Origin of the sequence: Streptomyces sp. NPDC002580 (genome assembly GCF_042889485.1) — a bacterium.
Taxonomy (GTDB): Bacteria; Actinomycetota; Actinomycetes; order Streptomycetales; family Streptomycetaceae; genus Streptomyces.
In genome coordinates this window covers 88,143-103,272 of the sequence record NZ_JBIAQZ010000004.1, presented here as the reverse complement: position 1 = coordinate 103,272, position 15,130 = coordinate 88,143, and the positions used below count along the sequence as shown (strand labels likewise).

Annotated in this window: 8 protein-coding genes and 1 pseudogene; 4 read left to right on the top strand and 5 right to left on the bottom strand. The window is 69.4% G+C overall.

All coding sequences use genetic code 11. From position 1 onward, the window contains the following. Positions 1–8: 8 nt before the first annotated feature. Positions 9–2,675 (bottom strand): cellulose binding domain-containing protein, encoded by a 2,667-nt coding sequence (locus ACFYW7_RS14565; protein WP_389501846.1) that lies wholly within the window; start codon positions 2,673–2,675, stop codon positions 9–11. Between the two features lie 267 nt (positions 2,676–2,942). Beyond that, a complete protein-coding gene (locus tag ACFYW7_RS14560; protein ID WP_389501844.1) occupies positions 2,943–5,867 on the bottom strand; it encodes a glycoside hydrolase family 48 protein in 2,925 nt (974 codons plus the stop codon). Positions 5,868–6,122: 255 nt separating this feature from the next. Here ACFYW7_RS14560 and ACFYW7_RS14555 point away from each other — a divergent pair, with 255 nt between their 5' ends. From ACFYW7_RS14555 to ACFYW7_RS14540, 4 genes and pseudogenes are all read left to right on the top strand, one after another. After that, positions 6,123–7,601 (top strand): cellulase family glycosylhydrolase, encoded by a 1,479-nt coding sequence (locus ACFYW7_RS14555; RefSeq protein ID WP_389501842.1) that lies wholly within the window; start codon positions 6,123–6,125, stop codon positions 7,599–7,601. A gap of 11 nt (positions 7,602–7,612) precedes the next feature. Continuing rightward, entirely contained in the window at positions 7,613–9,322 is a 1,710-nt protein-coding gene (locus tag ACFYW7_RS14550; protein ID WP_389501840.1) for a glycoside hydrolase family 6 protein, read from the top strand. A 235-nt stretch (positions 9,323–9,557) separates the two neighbouring features. Beyond that, the gene (locus ACFYW7_RS14545) at positions 9,558–10,481 is read left to right on the top strand and encodes a class I SAM-dependent methyltransferase (protein WP_389501838.1); all 924 of its coding nucleotides are present in this window, start codon (positions 9,558–9,560) and stop codon (positions 10,479–10,481) included. Between the two features lie 138 nt (positions 10,482–10,619). Beyond that, a pseudogene (locus ACFYW7_RS14540) lies at positions 10,620–11,022 on the top strand (SDR family NAD(P)-dependent oxidoreductase); the annotation flags it as partial. Positions 11,023–11,074: 52 nt separating this feature from the next. On the opposite strand, the gene ACFYW7_RS14535 reads toward ACFYW7_RS14540, so the two are convergent. From ACFYW7_RS14535 to ACFYW7_RS14525, 3 genes are all read right to left on the bottom strand, one after another. Continuing rightward, a complete protein-coding gene (locus tag ACFYW7_RS14535; protein WP_389501836.1) occupies positions 11,075–11,770 on the bottom strand; it encodes a glycoside hydrolase family 75 protein in 696 nt (231 codons plus the stop codon). Positions 11,771–11,976: 206 nt separating this feature from the next. Next, positions 11,977–12,768: an aldo/keto reductase gene (locus ACFYW7_RS14530; RefSeq protein WP_389502700.1), complete on the bottom strand. Its 792-nt coding sequence runs from the start codon at positions 12,766–12,768 to the stop codon at positions 11,977–11,979. Positions 12,769–13,162: 394 nt separating this feature from the next. Continuing rightward, positions 13,163–14,989 (bottom strand): AMP-dependent synthetase/ligase, encoded by a 1,827-nt coding sequence (locus ACFYW7_RS14525; protein WP_389501834.1) that lies wholly within the window; start codon positions 14,987–14,989, stop codon positions 13,163–13,165. Positions 14,990–15,130: the final 141 nt, after the last annotated feature.

The following is a 15,130-nucleotide window of genomic DNA, read 5'->3' as shown; positions in this document are numbered from 1 at the left end:
CGGAGAGGTCAACTCACCGCGCAACTCTCGCTTCCCAGCTTGAACGCCGCCGGTTTCGTGTTCGCCCCCGTCCAGCTCCCGGTGAAGCCGAAGCTCACCGAGGACCCCGGGGCCACGTTCGCGTTCCAGGTCAGGTTCTTCGCCGTGACGGCCGCGCCGGACTGGCTGTGGTCGGCGTTCCAGAGCTGGGTGATCTTCTGGCCGTCCGGGAAGGTCCAGCCCAGCGTCCAGCCGTGCCAGGCGGCCGAGCCGGTGTTGGCGAGCGACACGTCGGCCTGGAAACCTCCCGACCACTGGTTCGTGATCCGGTAGTTCACGGTGCAGGCTCCCGTCGGCGGGGGTGTCGGATCCGTACCGCCGCCCCCTCCGTCCCCGGTGCCCGGACTGTCTCCGTAGACGATCCCGCGCCCGTTGGTCGAGACGTACACCCGCCCGTAGATCCGCGGGTCCCCGGTGATGGCCCCGCCCGTCCAGCCCCACTGGTGCGCGTCGTCGTTGATGCGCGTCCAGGTCGCCCCCTCGTCCGTCGAGCGGAAGATCCCCCGGACGCCCCCGATCTTCGCGCTGGTGAACAGCGTCTGGTACGAGGCGCCGGGCGCGGCCTTGCCGAAGCCGATGGTGTCGGCCTGCTCGATGTTCGACAGCTTGGTGAAGGTCGCGCCGCCGTCCGTCGAGTGCCACAGACCGTACGCGCCGTCGCTCGCGCCGCCCGCGAGCCACACGTCCCCCTCGGTGCCGGGCAGTGCCTTGAAGCGCACGCTGTCCCCGCTGGGCAGACCGGCGGCCGAGGACGCCGTGAAGGTCGCGCCGCCGTCCGAACTTACGTAGAACTTGCCGGACTTGAAGCCGTAGAACGTCTTCGGGTCGACCCGGTCCGACTCGACGACCGCACCGGCCGGGATACCGCTCGACGCGGACCACGACGTGCCGAAGCCGGTCGTGTACTGCACACCGGCGCCCGCCGGGCTCCACACGAAGCGGCTGCCGTCCGCCGCCGCGGCGACCGTGCCCCCGCCGGTGACCCCCGAAGGGTCGCTGCCCGAGAACCAGTTGGCGCCGTTGTCCGTCGAGAAGCCGATGTGCGGACCGGAGTCGAGATCGCCGACGCGGACCACGGTGTCCGGGTTGCTCTCGGCGTAGTCGAGGCTGGTCGTGGTGGTGAGGTTCGGTGAGGTGTACATCATGGAGGGGACCTTGGTGAGGTCCGTGTGCCGGAAGCCCCCGATGTCACCGAGCGCGCTGAGCAGCGGAGCGCCCGACGGGGGAGAGGCGAGGTCGTTGACCGCCGTCTCCTCCAGGCCCTGGACCATGGGCTTGACGGTGAACTGGGTTCCGCCGTCCCAGTCGGTGAGGTTCTTGGTCCCGTAGATCGTGGCGCCCGTGCCGTACATCATCCGGGCGGAGTCGAACGGGTCGATCTCCAACGCCTCGGTCATCCAGCCCAGTTTGGGGGTCTGCTCGGGCGGTGAGGGGGTCGCGCCGAAGGTCAGCCAGGGCACCGAGGAGACGTCCGTCGTGTAGCGGTTCGAGCGGTTCGGGTACGACGTGTAGTCCCAGGCCTTCGTCCAGGTGCCGCCGCTGTCCGTGGACCGGAAGATCTGGGTGTCCGGCCACCACGAGCTGTACGCCGTCGCCATCACGGTGCCGGGGTGCTGCCGGTCGACGGTCAGCCCGCTGAAGCCGTAGTAGGTGTCGGCCTCCGCCACCGGGCTGATGTCCGTCCACGTCCCGGTCCGGGTCGCGTACCGCCACAGCCGCCCCTTGCCGCCGTCGTACGGTCCGCCCTTGTCGCTGTAGGCGAGATAGAGGTAGCCGTTCGCCGCGTCGAGGACCCCCTTGTGGGCGAGGTAGCCGGTCGGCTGGCCGGCGAGCCTGGACCAGGTCGCGCCGCCGTCGGTCGAGCGGTAGACCGCGTTGTCCTTGTCGGCGACCCCCACGTAGATGGTCTGCGTGGGGCTTTTGGAGATGCCGGTCGACTCGTCGAAGGTGACCCAGACGATGCCCTGGTTGTCGGAGGCGTAGCCGCTGGTGTCGGTCGGGTCCTGCACGTAGGTGCCGACGTTCGGGAAGGCGGTGACCTGCGACCAGCTCGCCCCGGAGTCGGTGGACCGCCACAGGCCCTTGCCGCTGGGCGCGCCGAGGTACAGCACGCTGTTCCGGTTCGGGTCGACGGCCAGCCGCTCGCCCATGCCGCGTCCTGGCATGTTGCCGCCCAGCTTGAAGGGCAGGTCGGCCTTCCGCCAGCTGGCGCCGCGGTCGGCGGAGCGCAGGACGGCCCCGTTCGTCGGGTCCCAGCTGTTGGTGTACGTGCCGACCGCCGCGTACACCTTGTCCGGGTCGACGGCGTCGGAGGCGAGGCTGACGACGCCGGTGTGGCCCCACTCGTTCCAGCCGACCGAGTCGAGCAGCGGGGTCCAGCTCTTGGAGGCCTGCACCCAGCGATAGGCGCCGCCGATGTCCGTACGGGCGTAGGCGAGGTTCTTCTCGGAGCGGTTGAAGACGATGCCGGGGACGAAGCCGCCGCCGTCGACGCGGGCGTTCTTCCAGGTGTACGTGTCGGCCGCGACCGCCGTGGTGGCCGCCTCGGGAGTGCTCGCGGCCACCGCGGGCGGGGTGCCGGCCAGCAGTCCGGCGGCGAGGGCGAGTACGGCCGTGAGGATGCGGGCTCTTCGCACGGTGGGGTCCTCTCCTGGAACGAAGGGGGGAAGGAAGAGGGAGCACGTCGTCGTGGTGGTGGGCGGGGCGGGGGAGATCGGAGAGAGCGGGGAGTACGGGGAAGTGCGAGGGATTCCGGGGGAGTTCGGGGCTCGGGCCTGCGAGGGGGAGTGAGCGGGTGACCGGTGGCCGTGATGGCCGGGCGGCCCTCGGTGCAGGTGAGGGACCGCCCGGCCGGTGGCCCTGCCGTCAGGGACAGGGCCGCGTACGCGGAGTCATAGCGGGGACTATTCGAGAAGCTCCGCGTACGAGCCCATGGCGAGGGCGATGTCCGCCTGCGCCCAGAACCGGTGGTACGTGAAGGAGGGCGCGGCGCCGCCCGCCAGATAGCTCTCGATCTTCGACCAGGCCGGGTCGTTCTTGTAGAAGGACCGCAGCGAGGCGAAGGTCGAGGAGGAGTTGACCGCGTCGCCGTTCGGCATCGTGCCGGTGAAGGTGCTCGGCACGTACACGCTGTCGTCGAAGCGGTTGTAGTCGGCGCGGGTCTCCGGGACGGCGATGCCCAGGCCGTCCTGGTAGTTGGCCCACATGCCGTCGAGCAGCGCCTTCGCCGTCGTCTTCGCCTGGGTGTTGCCGGACCTGGCGGCGTAGTACGACAGGGTCTTGGCGTACGCGGCGGCGACCCCGACGTCGTTCGTGTAGTCGGCGACGGTGACGTGAAGTCCCGTGTTGGCGCCGGGACTCGACGCGTTCCAGGTGTCCGGCGCACCGGACCACTGGAGCGTGGAGGGGATCTGGTAGGTGCCGTCCGGGTTGATCGTGGTCTTGGACAGCGCCCACGCGACCCACTTGTCGAGGACCGCCTTGGCGCTCGCGTTCCCCGTCTGCTGGTAGTACTCGGCGACCCGTTCCATGGACCACGCCTGGAAGCCGAACCACTGGTTGGACGGCGGGTCGTGGTACACCGGCTGCTGGTCGTAGTACATGCCGTAGAAGGTCGGCGTCCCGGTGGGAGGTGTCGCGTAGCGGCCCGCCCAGCTGTTGGTGGCGCCGCCGGCGATGGCGCCCTCGCTCGACTGGAGCCAGCGGTAGAACTCCAGCTGCCGGGTCAGCGAGGTGGCCCAGTCAGATGCGCCCGTGGCCGACTTGGGCTTCAGGTCGGCGTTGCTGCTGAGCGCGTAGGCGGCCAGCGGGTTCTGGTAGCCGCCGTGGGTGTGGCTGGAGCCGATGCGCCAGGCCCAGCCCGCCGAGGAGTCGGTCGCGCCGCCCCAGGCGTAGTACCAGGAGAGCAGATAGTGCGAGGCGTCCTTGCCGGTGCCCGCCGGGCACGTCGAGGGGCCGACGCAACTGCCTATTTTCTTGAAGTACTTGTCGTACATGGCGTAGCGGAGATAGTCGCCCATCTTCGCCGCCTTGCCGACCGTGGCCGACACGTCACCGCTCTTGCCCTGGGCCTTGGCCCAGACGTCGGCCCAGTACGCGGCCTGCACCGCGCGTGCGTCGGCGTCCGGAGCGTTCGTGAACTTCCACTGCTTCGCGTACGAGGAGTCGCCGGTGAAGAGGTCCAGGTACCCGTTCTTGCCGCCGTACTTGAAGGCGTCACAGGTCGGCTGCGGCACCGTCTCCCACACCGATTCCTGCACCCCGCGCTGGAAGGTGTTGATGTACGACGGACCGGTGGCGGTCGGACCCGCCTCGCACTTGCCGGGCTCGTTGCCGAAGCCGTAGGTGTTGTCCACGTCCTGGAGCCAGTGCATGCCGTACACGTCGTCCGTGCCGTACGCGCTCTTCAGCTCGGACGCGATCGGGTCCGAACCGACCGGGACACCGGTGTCGAGCTTGGCCGGGTACTCGTTCGGAGTGTCCAGCTCGGGCGCGTAGGTGGCCGGCTTGGAGGCGTTGTAGAAGGAGTTCGTCGGCTGGTCGGCGTGCGTGGGGATCATGTACGTCTCCATGGTCGTCCACGCGGCGTTGAACTTCGACCAGTCGCCGGTGACCTTCCCGTACATCGCCTGGAGCCAGATCAGATAGCTGTACGCCTCCGACGTCGTCTCGTGTCCCTGGTCCGGCGCCTCGACGATCAGCGTCTCCACCGAGTGGTAAGGGATGCCCTCGGGGGAGAAGTAGCCGTTCGCCGGGTTGGTGATCTTGCCGTAGAGGTCCAGGAACCGGGCGTCGTACGCCTTCGAGGCGGCCAGTTCCGTCACGGTGACGGTGGCCTTGGCGTGCCCGGTCGCCGAGGCCGTGAAGGTCGCGGATCCCGTGCCCGAGGCGTCGGCGGTGACGGTCACGTTCTGGGCCGTGTTCCAGTTGGACGGCGTGAACGTGAGACTGGAACCGCCGGTGACGGACAGGCCGGTGTTGCCGCCCGTGCGGGCCACGGCCACCGTCACGTTCGCGCTCGGTTGCGTCGAGAGCTTCACCCCGAACGTCCCCGACTTGGTCTGCTGCACGCCGAGTTGGGTCGGAGAGGCGACCACCGCGGGACCCGAGGCGACGGTGATGCCGACCGGCGTGGAGTCCGCCGACGCGCCCAGGCTGTCGTACGCCTTCGCGAGCAGTGAGTGACTGCCCACGGCCAGCGTGGAGGCCGACAGGGTGAACGGCGAGCTGGTGTCGGTGCCGAGCAGGGTCGTGTCGTCGTAGAACTCGACCTTGCTGATCGTCGCGTTGTCGGCCGCCGCCGCGGTCGCGGCCAGCGGTACCGCGTCGCCCTGGGTGTAGACGGCGCCCGCGGCGGGACTGGTCAGCACCGTGACCGGCGGCTGGTGCGCCCCGGCACAGGTCGTGCCGTTGACCGCGTAGGAGGTGGGAGCGGTGTTGGTGCCGCTGTAGGTGAACTGCGCGCCGGCGGTCACGGCGGCTCCGGCGGCGATGGTCCCGTTCCACCCGGCGTTCTTCGCGGTCACCGTCTTGCCGGACTGGGACCAGGTCCCGTTCCAGCCGTTGGTGAGGGTCTGGTTGCCGGTGTAGGCGTAGGTCAGGGTCCAGCCGTTGATGGCGTCGGTGCCCCGGTTGGTGATCGTCAGATCCGCGGTGAAACCGGAGCCCCAGTCGTTGGTCTTGTAGTCGACACTGCACTGAACCGTGGCCGCGTGTGCGGGAGTCGTACCGGTCGCCAGAGTCGTGAGCGGGAGGGCGAGGGCGGCGACCACAGCCGTCCACAGGCGCCTTGACCTGCGAAGACGTATCCATCGTGGGCTGGAGTGCATGGTGCTGGTTCCTCCTTGCGGCTCGGAGAATGGGGGGAGGAGCAACAAGCCTTGAACCAGTGGGAGCGCTCCCATCTTGGGGAGAGGGGTGTGAGTGGTCAAGGTGCTTGAAGAGTCGAAATGATTCGATTGATCAACTGTGCGGCTCCTCTGTCCAACGGCGGAACTTGGCGCTAGCTTCATCCGCACCAGTGGGAGCGGTTCCATCAGTCGACGCGTCCGTAACGGCGCGCCAGATCTGCAAGGAGTCGCTTCATGCGTCACCCCCCGCGTCTGTCTCTTTTAGTCATCGGCGCCGCGGTCGCCCTCGTGGGCACCGCGGTCGCGCCGGTCGTCACGGCTTCCGGAGCCACCCCCGCGTGCACGGTGGAGTACTCGGTCACCGGCCAGTGGGACACCGGCTTCCAGGGCGCCGTGAAGATCACCAACAACATGGCGGCACTGAGCAGTTGGAGCCTCGGCTTCGGCTTCTCCAACGGCCAGAAAGTCACCCAGGGCTGGAACGCCAAGTGGTCCCAGTCCGGTACGACGGTGACCGCGGCCAACGAGAGCTGGAACGGCTCGCTGGCCACCGGCGCGAGCGTCAGCGCCGGCTTCCTCGCCTCCTGGTCGGGAAGCAACGCGGTGCCGTCGGCCTTCAAGCTCAACGGCACCCCCTGCAACGTGGACGTCGATCCGACGCCCACGCCCACCCCGACCGACCCGCCGCCGACCGGCGGTGAGGCGCCGAAGCTGCACGTCTCGGGCAACAAGCTGGTCGACTCCGCCGGAGCCACCCGCAGGATGCTCGGGGTCAACCGCTCCGGCGGCGAGTTCATGTGCGTCCAGGGCTACGGCTTCTTCGACGGTCCCGTCGACGACGCCTCGGTCCAGGCGATCGCCGACTGGAAGGTGAACACGGTCCGCATCCCGCTCAACGAGGAGTGCTGGCTGGGCCTGGCCAACATCAAACCGGAGTACTCCGGCGCCAACTACGTCGCCGCGGTCAAGAGCCTGGTGGCCAAGGTCGAGGCGCACGGCATGACCCCGCTGGTCGAACTGCACTGGACCTACGGCCAGTACACCGGCAACTCGGCGGGCTGCTCCGACGTGCACGCCACCTGCCAGAAGCCGATGCCCGACGCGCAGTACACCCCGTCCTTCTGGGCCTCGGTCGCGAACACCTTCAAGGACGATCCGGCCGTCGCGTTCGACCTGTTCAACGAGCCCTACCCGGACCGCGCGACCTCCACGACCACCCAGGCGTGGACCTGCTGGCGCGACGGCGGCACCTGTCCCGGCATCTCCTACGAGGTCGCCGGAATGCAGGACCTGGTCGACGCGGTACGCGGCACCGGCGCCAAGAACCTGATCCTGGCCGGCGGGCTCGCGTACTCCAACGACCTGAGCCAGTGGCTGACGTACAAGCCCAGTGACCCGACGGGCAATCTCGTCGCCGCGTACCACGTCTACAACTTCAACACCTGCGCGAGCGAGAGCTGCTGGAACTCGACGCTCGCCCCCGTGGCCGCCCAAGTACCTCTGGTGGCAGGGGAGATCGGGGAGAACACCTGTTCCCACTCCTTCGTCGACACCGTCATGAAGTGGTTCGACGACCGGGGGCTCTCCTACCTCGGCTGGACCTGGAACACCTGGGACTGTTCCTCCGGTCCGTCGCTGATCTCGAACTACGACGGAACTCCGACCTCCTACGGCATCGGGCTGCGCGACCACCTGCGCGCCCTCAACGGATAAGGAACCCGCACATGAGCCGTGCAAGAACAGCCATTCTCGGGGCGCTCGCCCTGATCGCAGCGGGGTCGGGAGGAGCCGCCGCCGCCGTCCCCGCCGAGGCCGTCGCCGCGATCCCCTGCACCGTCGACTACAAGGTGCAGAGCCAGTGGGACACCGGCTTCACCGCCGCCGTGACCATCACCAACAACGGAGCCGCCAAGTCCTCCTGGGCGGTCAAGTGGTCGTACGCCGGGAACCAGAAGGTCACCTCCGGCTGGAACGCGAAGATCACCCAGAGCGGCGCCGCCGTCACCGCCGCCAATGAGTCGTACAACGGAACGCTGGGAACCGGGAGTTCGACCAGCTTCGGCTTCAACGGCTCCTACAGCGGCACCAACGCGCTGCCCACTTCCTTCACCCTCGACGGTGTGACCTGCAACGTCGACGACGGCAGTGGCGGCGGAGGCACCGATCCCGATCCCGACCCCTCGGGCAAGGTCGACAACCCGTACTCCGGCGCCAAGGTCTACGTGAACCCGGAATGGTCGGCGAAGGCCGCCGCGGAGACCGGCGGCAGCCGGATCTCCAGCCAGCCCACCGGCGTCTGGCTCGACCGGATCGCGGCGATCAACGGCTCGTCCACCAGCATGGGCCTGCGAGCCCACCTCGACGCGGCGCTCGCCCAGAAGGGCAGCGGTGAAGAGGTCGTCCAGCTCGTGGTCTACGACCTGCCCGGACGCGACTGCGCCGCACTCGCCTCCAACGGCGAACTCGGCCCGACGGAGATCGGCAAGTACAAGACACAGTTCATCGACCCGATCGCGGCGATCCTCGCGGACAGCAAGTACGCCGGGCTGCGGATCGTCACGACCATCGAGATCGACTCGCTGCCGAACCTCGTCACCAACACCGGCAGCCGCGCCACCGCCACCCCCGCCTGCGACACCATGCTCGCCAACGGCAACTACGTGAAGGGCGTCGGCTACGCCCTGGCCAAGCTCGGCGCGATCCCCAACGTCTACAACTACATCGACGCCGGTCACCACGGCTGGCTCGGCTGGGACGACAACTTCGCCCCCTCGGCCACCCTATTCAAGCAGGCCGCGACCAGCGAGGGCGCGACCGTCGACGACGTGCACGGGTTCATCACCAACACGGCGAACTACAGCGCCCTGAAGGAGAACAACTTCACCATCAACGACACGGTGAACGGCACCTCCGTGCGCCAGTCCAAGTGGGTCGACTGGAACCGGTACGTCGACGAGCTGTCCTACGCCCAGGGCTTCCGCACCCAGCTCGTCTCGGTCGGCTTCAACTCCGGTATCGGCATGCTGATCGACACCTCCAGGAACGGCTGGGGCGGTACCGCGCGGCCGGCCGGTCCCGGCGCGACGACCAGCGTCGACACGTACGTCGACGGCGGGCGCTACGACCGTCGTATCCACATGGGCAACTGGTGCAACCAGTCGGGAGCGGGCCTCGGTGAACGTCCGAAGGCGGCACCGGCCACCGGCATCGACGCCTACGTGTGGATGAAGCCGCCGGGCGAGTCCGACGGTTCCAGCTCGGCGATCGCGAACGACGAGGGCAAGGGCTTCGACCGGATGTGCGACCCCACCTACACGGGCAACGCCCGCAACGGCAACAGCCTCTCCGGCGCGCTGCCGAACGCCCCGCTCTCCGGACACTGGTTCTCCGCCCAGTTCCAGGAGCTCATGAAGAACGCGTACCCGGCACTGTGACCGGCTGACCGCGCGTGGCCCGCCGGGGGCAGGCTTCCCCGCCCTTCCCAGGCCCCTGGCGGACCGCGCACTCCACCACCGACCGCACCCGCGGGAGGAGGACCGGCCGCGTCGCTCCGTGACGCCGCCGGTCCCCCCTCCGCCCGCCGTGCTTTTTTGCCGTTCGAGCAACACGACTGGCCGTTTCCGGGAGTGCCGGCGCACGCTGTCCCCATCCCCGAGAGAGGCTTGTCCCATGGCACAGGACCACCACCACGACCACCACCACGGCCCGGCCCAGGACCACGGCCCCACGCAGGGGCACGGGCACGACCACACCCAGATGGACTTCGCCCAGATGCTGCCCATGCTGGTGCAGGAGGCGGAGCTGTTCACCCCGGCGTACGTCGCGGCGGCCGACTGGCTGCGGGAGCGGCAGCCCGAGCCGGGCCTGATCGTGGACGCGGGCAGCGGCCCCGGTGTCATCTCCTGCCTGCTGGCCGAGAGGTTCCCCGGCGCTCGGGTCGTCGCCGTGGACGGCGTGGAGCCCCTGCTCGCGGAGGCCCGGGCGCGCGCCGAGCGGCTCGGGTTCGCCGACCGGTTCGGTACGGTCGAGGCCGAGCTCTCCGACGGCATCGGCGACGTCGAGTACCCCGCCGACCTGGTGTGGGCCAGCAGGTCGCTGCACCACGTCGGTGACCAGCGCGCCGCCCTCGCCGGTTTCGTCCGGGGCCTGGCGCCCGGCGGCACCCTCGCCCTCCTCGAAGGCGGCCTGCCCACCCGGTTCCTCCCGCGTGACATCGGCATCGGCCGGCCCGGCCTCCAGGCCCGCGTCGACGCGGTGCACGACGAGTGGTTCACCCGGATGAGGTCCGAGCTGCCCGGATCGGTGGCGGAGACGGAGGACTGGCCCGCGCTTCTCGACGCCGTCGGCCTGCGCCACGCGGCGACCCGCACGTTCCTCGTCGACCTTCCGGCCCCGCTCTCGGACGAGGCCCGCGCCTTCGTCGTCACCTCTCTCACCCACCGGAGGAACGGTCTCGCCGAAGGGCTCGACCCGGAGGACCTCGCCACCCTCGACCGGCTTCTCGACCCGGAGGACAAGGCCGGCGTGCACCACCGCACGGACGTGTTCCTCCTGACGGCGATGACGTTGTACGTGGGCGTCAAGCCGGAGTGACGCGCGCCGCGGGACGACCACTGCGCGGCCCCGCGGGCGCGCGACGGACCTTGACGTCGAGTGTGCTCCGAGTGATGAACTCCCTTAGTTCGTCGCATACTTGGCCCGATCCGGGCCGGACAGTCCTGGGGGCACACCATGACCGCCTCTCCTGTCGCGCTGATCACCGGAGGCGGAAGCGGCATCGGTGCGGCGGTCGCCCGCCAGCTGCTCGGTGCCGGGCGGCGGGTGGCCGTCACCGGTCGCGGTGCGGAGCGGCTGCGCGGTTTCGCCGAGGAACTAGGCGATCCCGAGGAGCTGTTGACGGTCATCGGCCGCGCGGCCGAGTACGACCAGGCGCCAGGTCACCGAGTACGGCGGGGGAGTGACCCTGATCTCGCCCGGCCGGGTGGAGACCCCGTTCTGGGACAGCTGCGGCAGCCTGCCCCCGGGGCAGCTCCTGACGGCGGAGCAGCTTGCCGACTCGATCGTCCGGGCGATCGACCGGCCGACGGGCGTCGACGTGAACACCGTGGTCGTCCGCCCGCCCGGCCGGCCCGTCCGATCCGTGTCCCGCGCCGGGGGCACCGGACCTTCCGCCGGTCGTGTCCCTCTCAGTTGTTCTGGAGGAACTGCTTGGCCAGCGAGTCCCCGAGGGACACGGCCGCGCTGTGGCTCTCGATGGGGGACACCTGCGAGTTCTTGAACAGGATGTACGTCACGCCGGCATCGGTCCCGCCCGTCTCCGGGTCGGGGTCGATGCCGAGCGCGGTCGCGGTGGCGTACGACGCCTCGCCGATGATCGCCGTCGGCCCGGTGTCACCCACCACCGCGTACTCGACCTTGCCGTTGTAGACGACGGCGACGACGCCACCGCCCTTGATGCCCGAACTCGTGTACTTCCAGATGCCGCTGGTGCTCGGCACCACGACGTACGGCAGCGAATCGGCGCGCAGTGCCTGGCCGTTGGACTGGTGGAACGCGGTGTCGTCCTGGAACCAGGGGTCGGTGTCGCCGTTGCACCTGGCGGTGACCTGGCCGTCGCAGTCGATGTCCATGTCGGCCTTCCAGAACACGGCGCCGTTCTTGCCGCAGACGGGAACGGTGGCCGAAGTCTCCTCGTCCGTCCGGTACTTGCCGTTCGATATCTGTGAACAGGACGTCACCTTGGCGAGCAGGGCGGCCGCGCTGACCGAACCCTCCTGTGCCGAGCGGGGTTCGACGGTGCCCGAGGCGTGGGCCGGGAGCGTCAGGGCGGCGAGCAAGGCCGCGCAGGATGCCGCGGACAGGGTCAGTGTTCGAGTGCGCACTGTGGGGGACCCTTCTGTTAGGAAACTTTCCTTACCGGGTTCCCGTACAAACTGGCCCTGCTTGCATGGCCGCGTCAAGACCTTGTGCGGGGTTGGTCCGGTCCAAGGACGCGAAAACGCCGCCGGCCCGGACGCGGTGAGCGTCCGGGCCGGCGGGTGATGCGAGTGATGACGGTGATATGCGGGTCCTGCGAGGGGGCGGTCGGTCAGCCGATGTCGAACGTGGCCGGGTCCGGGCCCAGCCGGCGGTCCTCGTTCAGTGCCGAGATCGCCGCGATGTCCTCCGCGTCCAGGGCGAAGTCGAAGACGGCGATGTTCTCCTTGATCCGCGACGGGGTCACGGACTTCGGGATCACGACGTTGCCCAGCTGGAGGTGCCAGCGCAGGACGATCTGCGCCGGGGTCCGGCCGTGCTTCTGGGCGATGGCGACGATCGCCGGGACCTCGAGGAGGCCCTTGCCCTGGCCCAGCGGCGACCAGGCCTCGGTCGCGATGCCCTGCTCCGCGTGGAACTCGCGGGCCGCGCGCTGCTGGAGGTGCGGGTGCAGCTCGATCTGGTTGACGGCCGGGATGACGGACGTCGCGTCGATCAGTTCCGCCAGGTGCTCCGGGAGGAAGTTGGACGTGCCGATGGCCTTGGCGCGGCCGTCCGCGTGGATCTTCTCGAGGGCCTTGTACGTGTCGACGTACGTGCCCCGGGCCGGCGTCGGCCAGTGGATCAGGTACAGGTCGACGTAGTCCAGGCCGAGCTTCTCCAGCGAGGTGTCGAAGGCGCGCAGGGTGGAGTCGAACCCCTGGTCGCTATTCCAGAGCTTGGTGGTGACGAAGAGCTCCTCGCGGGCGATGCCGGAGGCGCCGATGGCCTTGCCCGTGCCCTCTTCGTTGCCGTAGATCGCCGCGGTGTCGACGCTGCGGTACCCGGACTCCAGCGCCGTGGCGACCGCCCGCTCCGCCTCGTCGTCCGGCACCTGCCAGACGCCGAAGCCCAGCTGCGGCATCTCGACGCCGTTGTTCAGGATGATCGGGGGGACCTTGCTCACGAGCTCTCGATCCTTCAGTCGTCGGGTGATTCTCACATCGTCAACGATCACGGGCCGTGAAGCATTCCTGACCGGGCCCCCGGTACGAGGAATCGCGGATTGGCCGAAAAGGGTCCGTTCGCTCGTGCCTGGCCGTTTGATCCGGCCGTAGTCACGGCCTTCGATCCGCCCGTCGATCCGGAGCCGGACGGATCGTTGCCCGGGAGCGGCGCATCGGCGGACTCGGGAGCGGGGCGTGCGGTGTGCCGCCCGCCGTACGTCTCCTCGGAGGGGCCCGGTCTGCGTGCCCGCCGCTCAGGACCGGGTCGGGCCTGCGCACCCGGCCTGGGCCGGTGCCGGACCCCGCCCGCGGCTACGTCTGGTAGAGCGCCTCGACCTCGGTCGAGTACGCCTTCTCGATCGCCTTGCGCTTCAGTTTCAGCGACGGTGTCAGCAGGCCGTGCTCCTCGGAGAACTGGTTGGCCAGTATCCGGAACGTGCGGATCGACTCGGCCTGCGAGACCAGCGTGTTCGCGGCGACCACCGCGCGCCGCACCTCGGTCTCCAGATCGGGGTCGCGCACCAGATCACCGGCGGGCAGGTGTGCCTTGCCGCGCATCTGGAGCCAGTGCTCGACGGCCTCGGCGTCGAGGGTGACGAGCGCGGCGATGTACGGGCGGTCGTTGCCGACCACGATGCACTGGGCGACCAGCGGATGGTCGCGCACCCGCTCCTCCAGTACGCCCGGCGAGACGCTCTTGCCGCCGGAGGTCACCAGGATCTCCTTCTTGCGCCCGGTGATCGTGAGGTAGCCGTCCTCGTCCAGGGAACCGAGGTCGCCGGTGGCCAGCCAGCCGTCGTGCAGGGTGGCGTCGGTGGCCTTGTCGTTGTTGAGATAGCCCTGGAACACGTTGCCACCGTGCAGCCAGATCTCCCCGTCGTCCGCGATGTGCACCGTGGTGCCGGGGATCGCCTGGCCGACCGTGCCGAACCGGGTGAGCTCGGGCGGGTTGGCGGTCGCCGCGGCGGTGGACTCGGTGAGCCCGTACCCCTCGTAGATGGTGACGCCCGCGCCCGCGAAGAACAGCCCGAGCCGCCGGTCCATCGCCGAGCCGCCCGACATCGCGTGTCTGACCCGGCCGCCCATCGCGGCCCGCACCTTGGAGTAGACGAGCTTGTCGAAGACCTGGTGCTGCATGCGCAGGCTCGCCGAGGGGCCGGGGCCGGTGCCCCAGGCCTTGGCCTCGATGGCGTCCGCGTAGCGCACGGCGGCGTCGACCGCCTTCTCGAAGGGTCCCGACCTGCCCTCCTTCTCGGCCTTGCGGCGGGCGGCGTTGAAGACCTTCTCGAAGATGTACGGCACGGCCAGGAAGAACGTGGGCCGGAAGGCGGCCAGGTCCGGCAGCAGCGCGGCCGCGTTCAGCTGCGGCTGGTGCCCGAACTTGACCTTCCCGCGGAACGCCGCGATCTGCACCATCCGTCCGAAGACGTGCGCGAGCGGCAGGAACAGCAGGGTCGACGACTCGTCCCCGCGCTTGGAGTGGAAGACGGGCTCCCAGCGCTGGATGACGGTGTCCGCCTCGAACATGAAGTTCGCGTGCGAGATGACACAGCCCTTGGGGCGGCCGGTCGTGCCGGAGGTGTAGATGATCGTCGCGGTCGATTCGGGCGTGACCGCCCGCCGGTGCCGGTGGACCACCTCGTCGTCGAGGTGCGCGCCCGCTTCGTACAGCTCGTGCACGGCGCCCACGTCGAGCTGCCACAGCTTGTGCAGCTGGGGCAGCCGGTCGACGACCGTGGCGATGGTCATCGCGTGGTCCTCGTGCTCCACCATGACCGCCGACACCTGGGCGTCGTGCAGCATCCAGAAGACCTGCTCCGCGGAGGAGGTGGGGTAGATGGGCACGACCTGGGCGCCGATCGTCCACAGGGCGAAGTCGAAGAGCGTCCACTCGTAGCGCGTGGGGCACATGATGGCGACCCGGTCGCCGAAACGGATGCCCTGGGAGAGCAGACCCTTGGCGAGAGCCAGGACCTCGTCGCGGAACTCGGCCGAGGTGACGTCGCGCCACTCTCCCCGCTCGTCCTTGCGGCCGAGCGCGATGTGGAGCGGATCTATGTGGGCATACTCGAACACGACGTCGGCCAGGCCGCCCACCGGCGGCGCCGACGCCAAGGGGGGGTTGGTGAACTCGCGCAATACCGCTCCTCGTGCCCTCCGTACAGCGCCGTGAAAGCTACCCCACCGTTCGACCGGGCGGGAGGGGCTTCGACCCGTCGACCGGCCCCGCGTCACCACTGGTCAGTCGGGGAAATGCCCTCACAAGGGGAGAGGTCGGAC

Bases quoted from the DNA above. Each gene is read 5' to 3' on its own strand.
- ACFYW7_RS14545 (WP_389501838.1), top strand. From the start codon at position 9,558: ATGGCACAGGACCACCACCACGACCACCACCACGGCCCGGCCCAGGAC.
- ACFYW7_RS14555 (WP_389501842.1), top strand. From the start codon at position 6,123: ATGCGTCACCCCCCGCGTCTGTCTCTTTTAGTCATCGGCGCCGCGGTC.
- ACFYW7_RS14550 (WP_389501840.1), top strand. From the start codon at position 7,613: ATGAGCCGTGCAAGAACAGCCATTCTCGGGGCGCTCGCCCTGATCGCA.
- ACFYW7_RS14560 (WP_389501844.1), bottom strand. From the start codon at position 5,867: ATGCACTCCAGCCCACGATGGATACGTCTTCGCAGGTCAAGGCGCCTG.
- ACFYW7_RS14530 (WP_389502700.1), bottom strand. From the start codon at position 12,768: ATGCCGCAGCTGGGCTTCGGCGTCTGGCAGGTGCCGGACGACGAGGCG.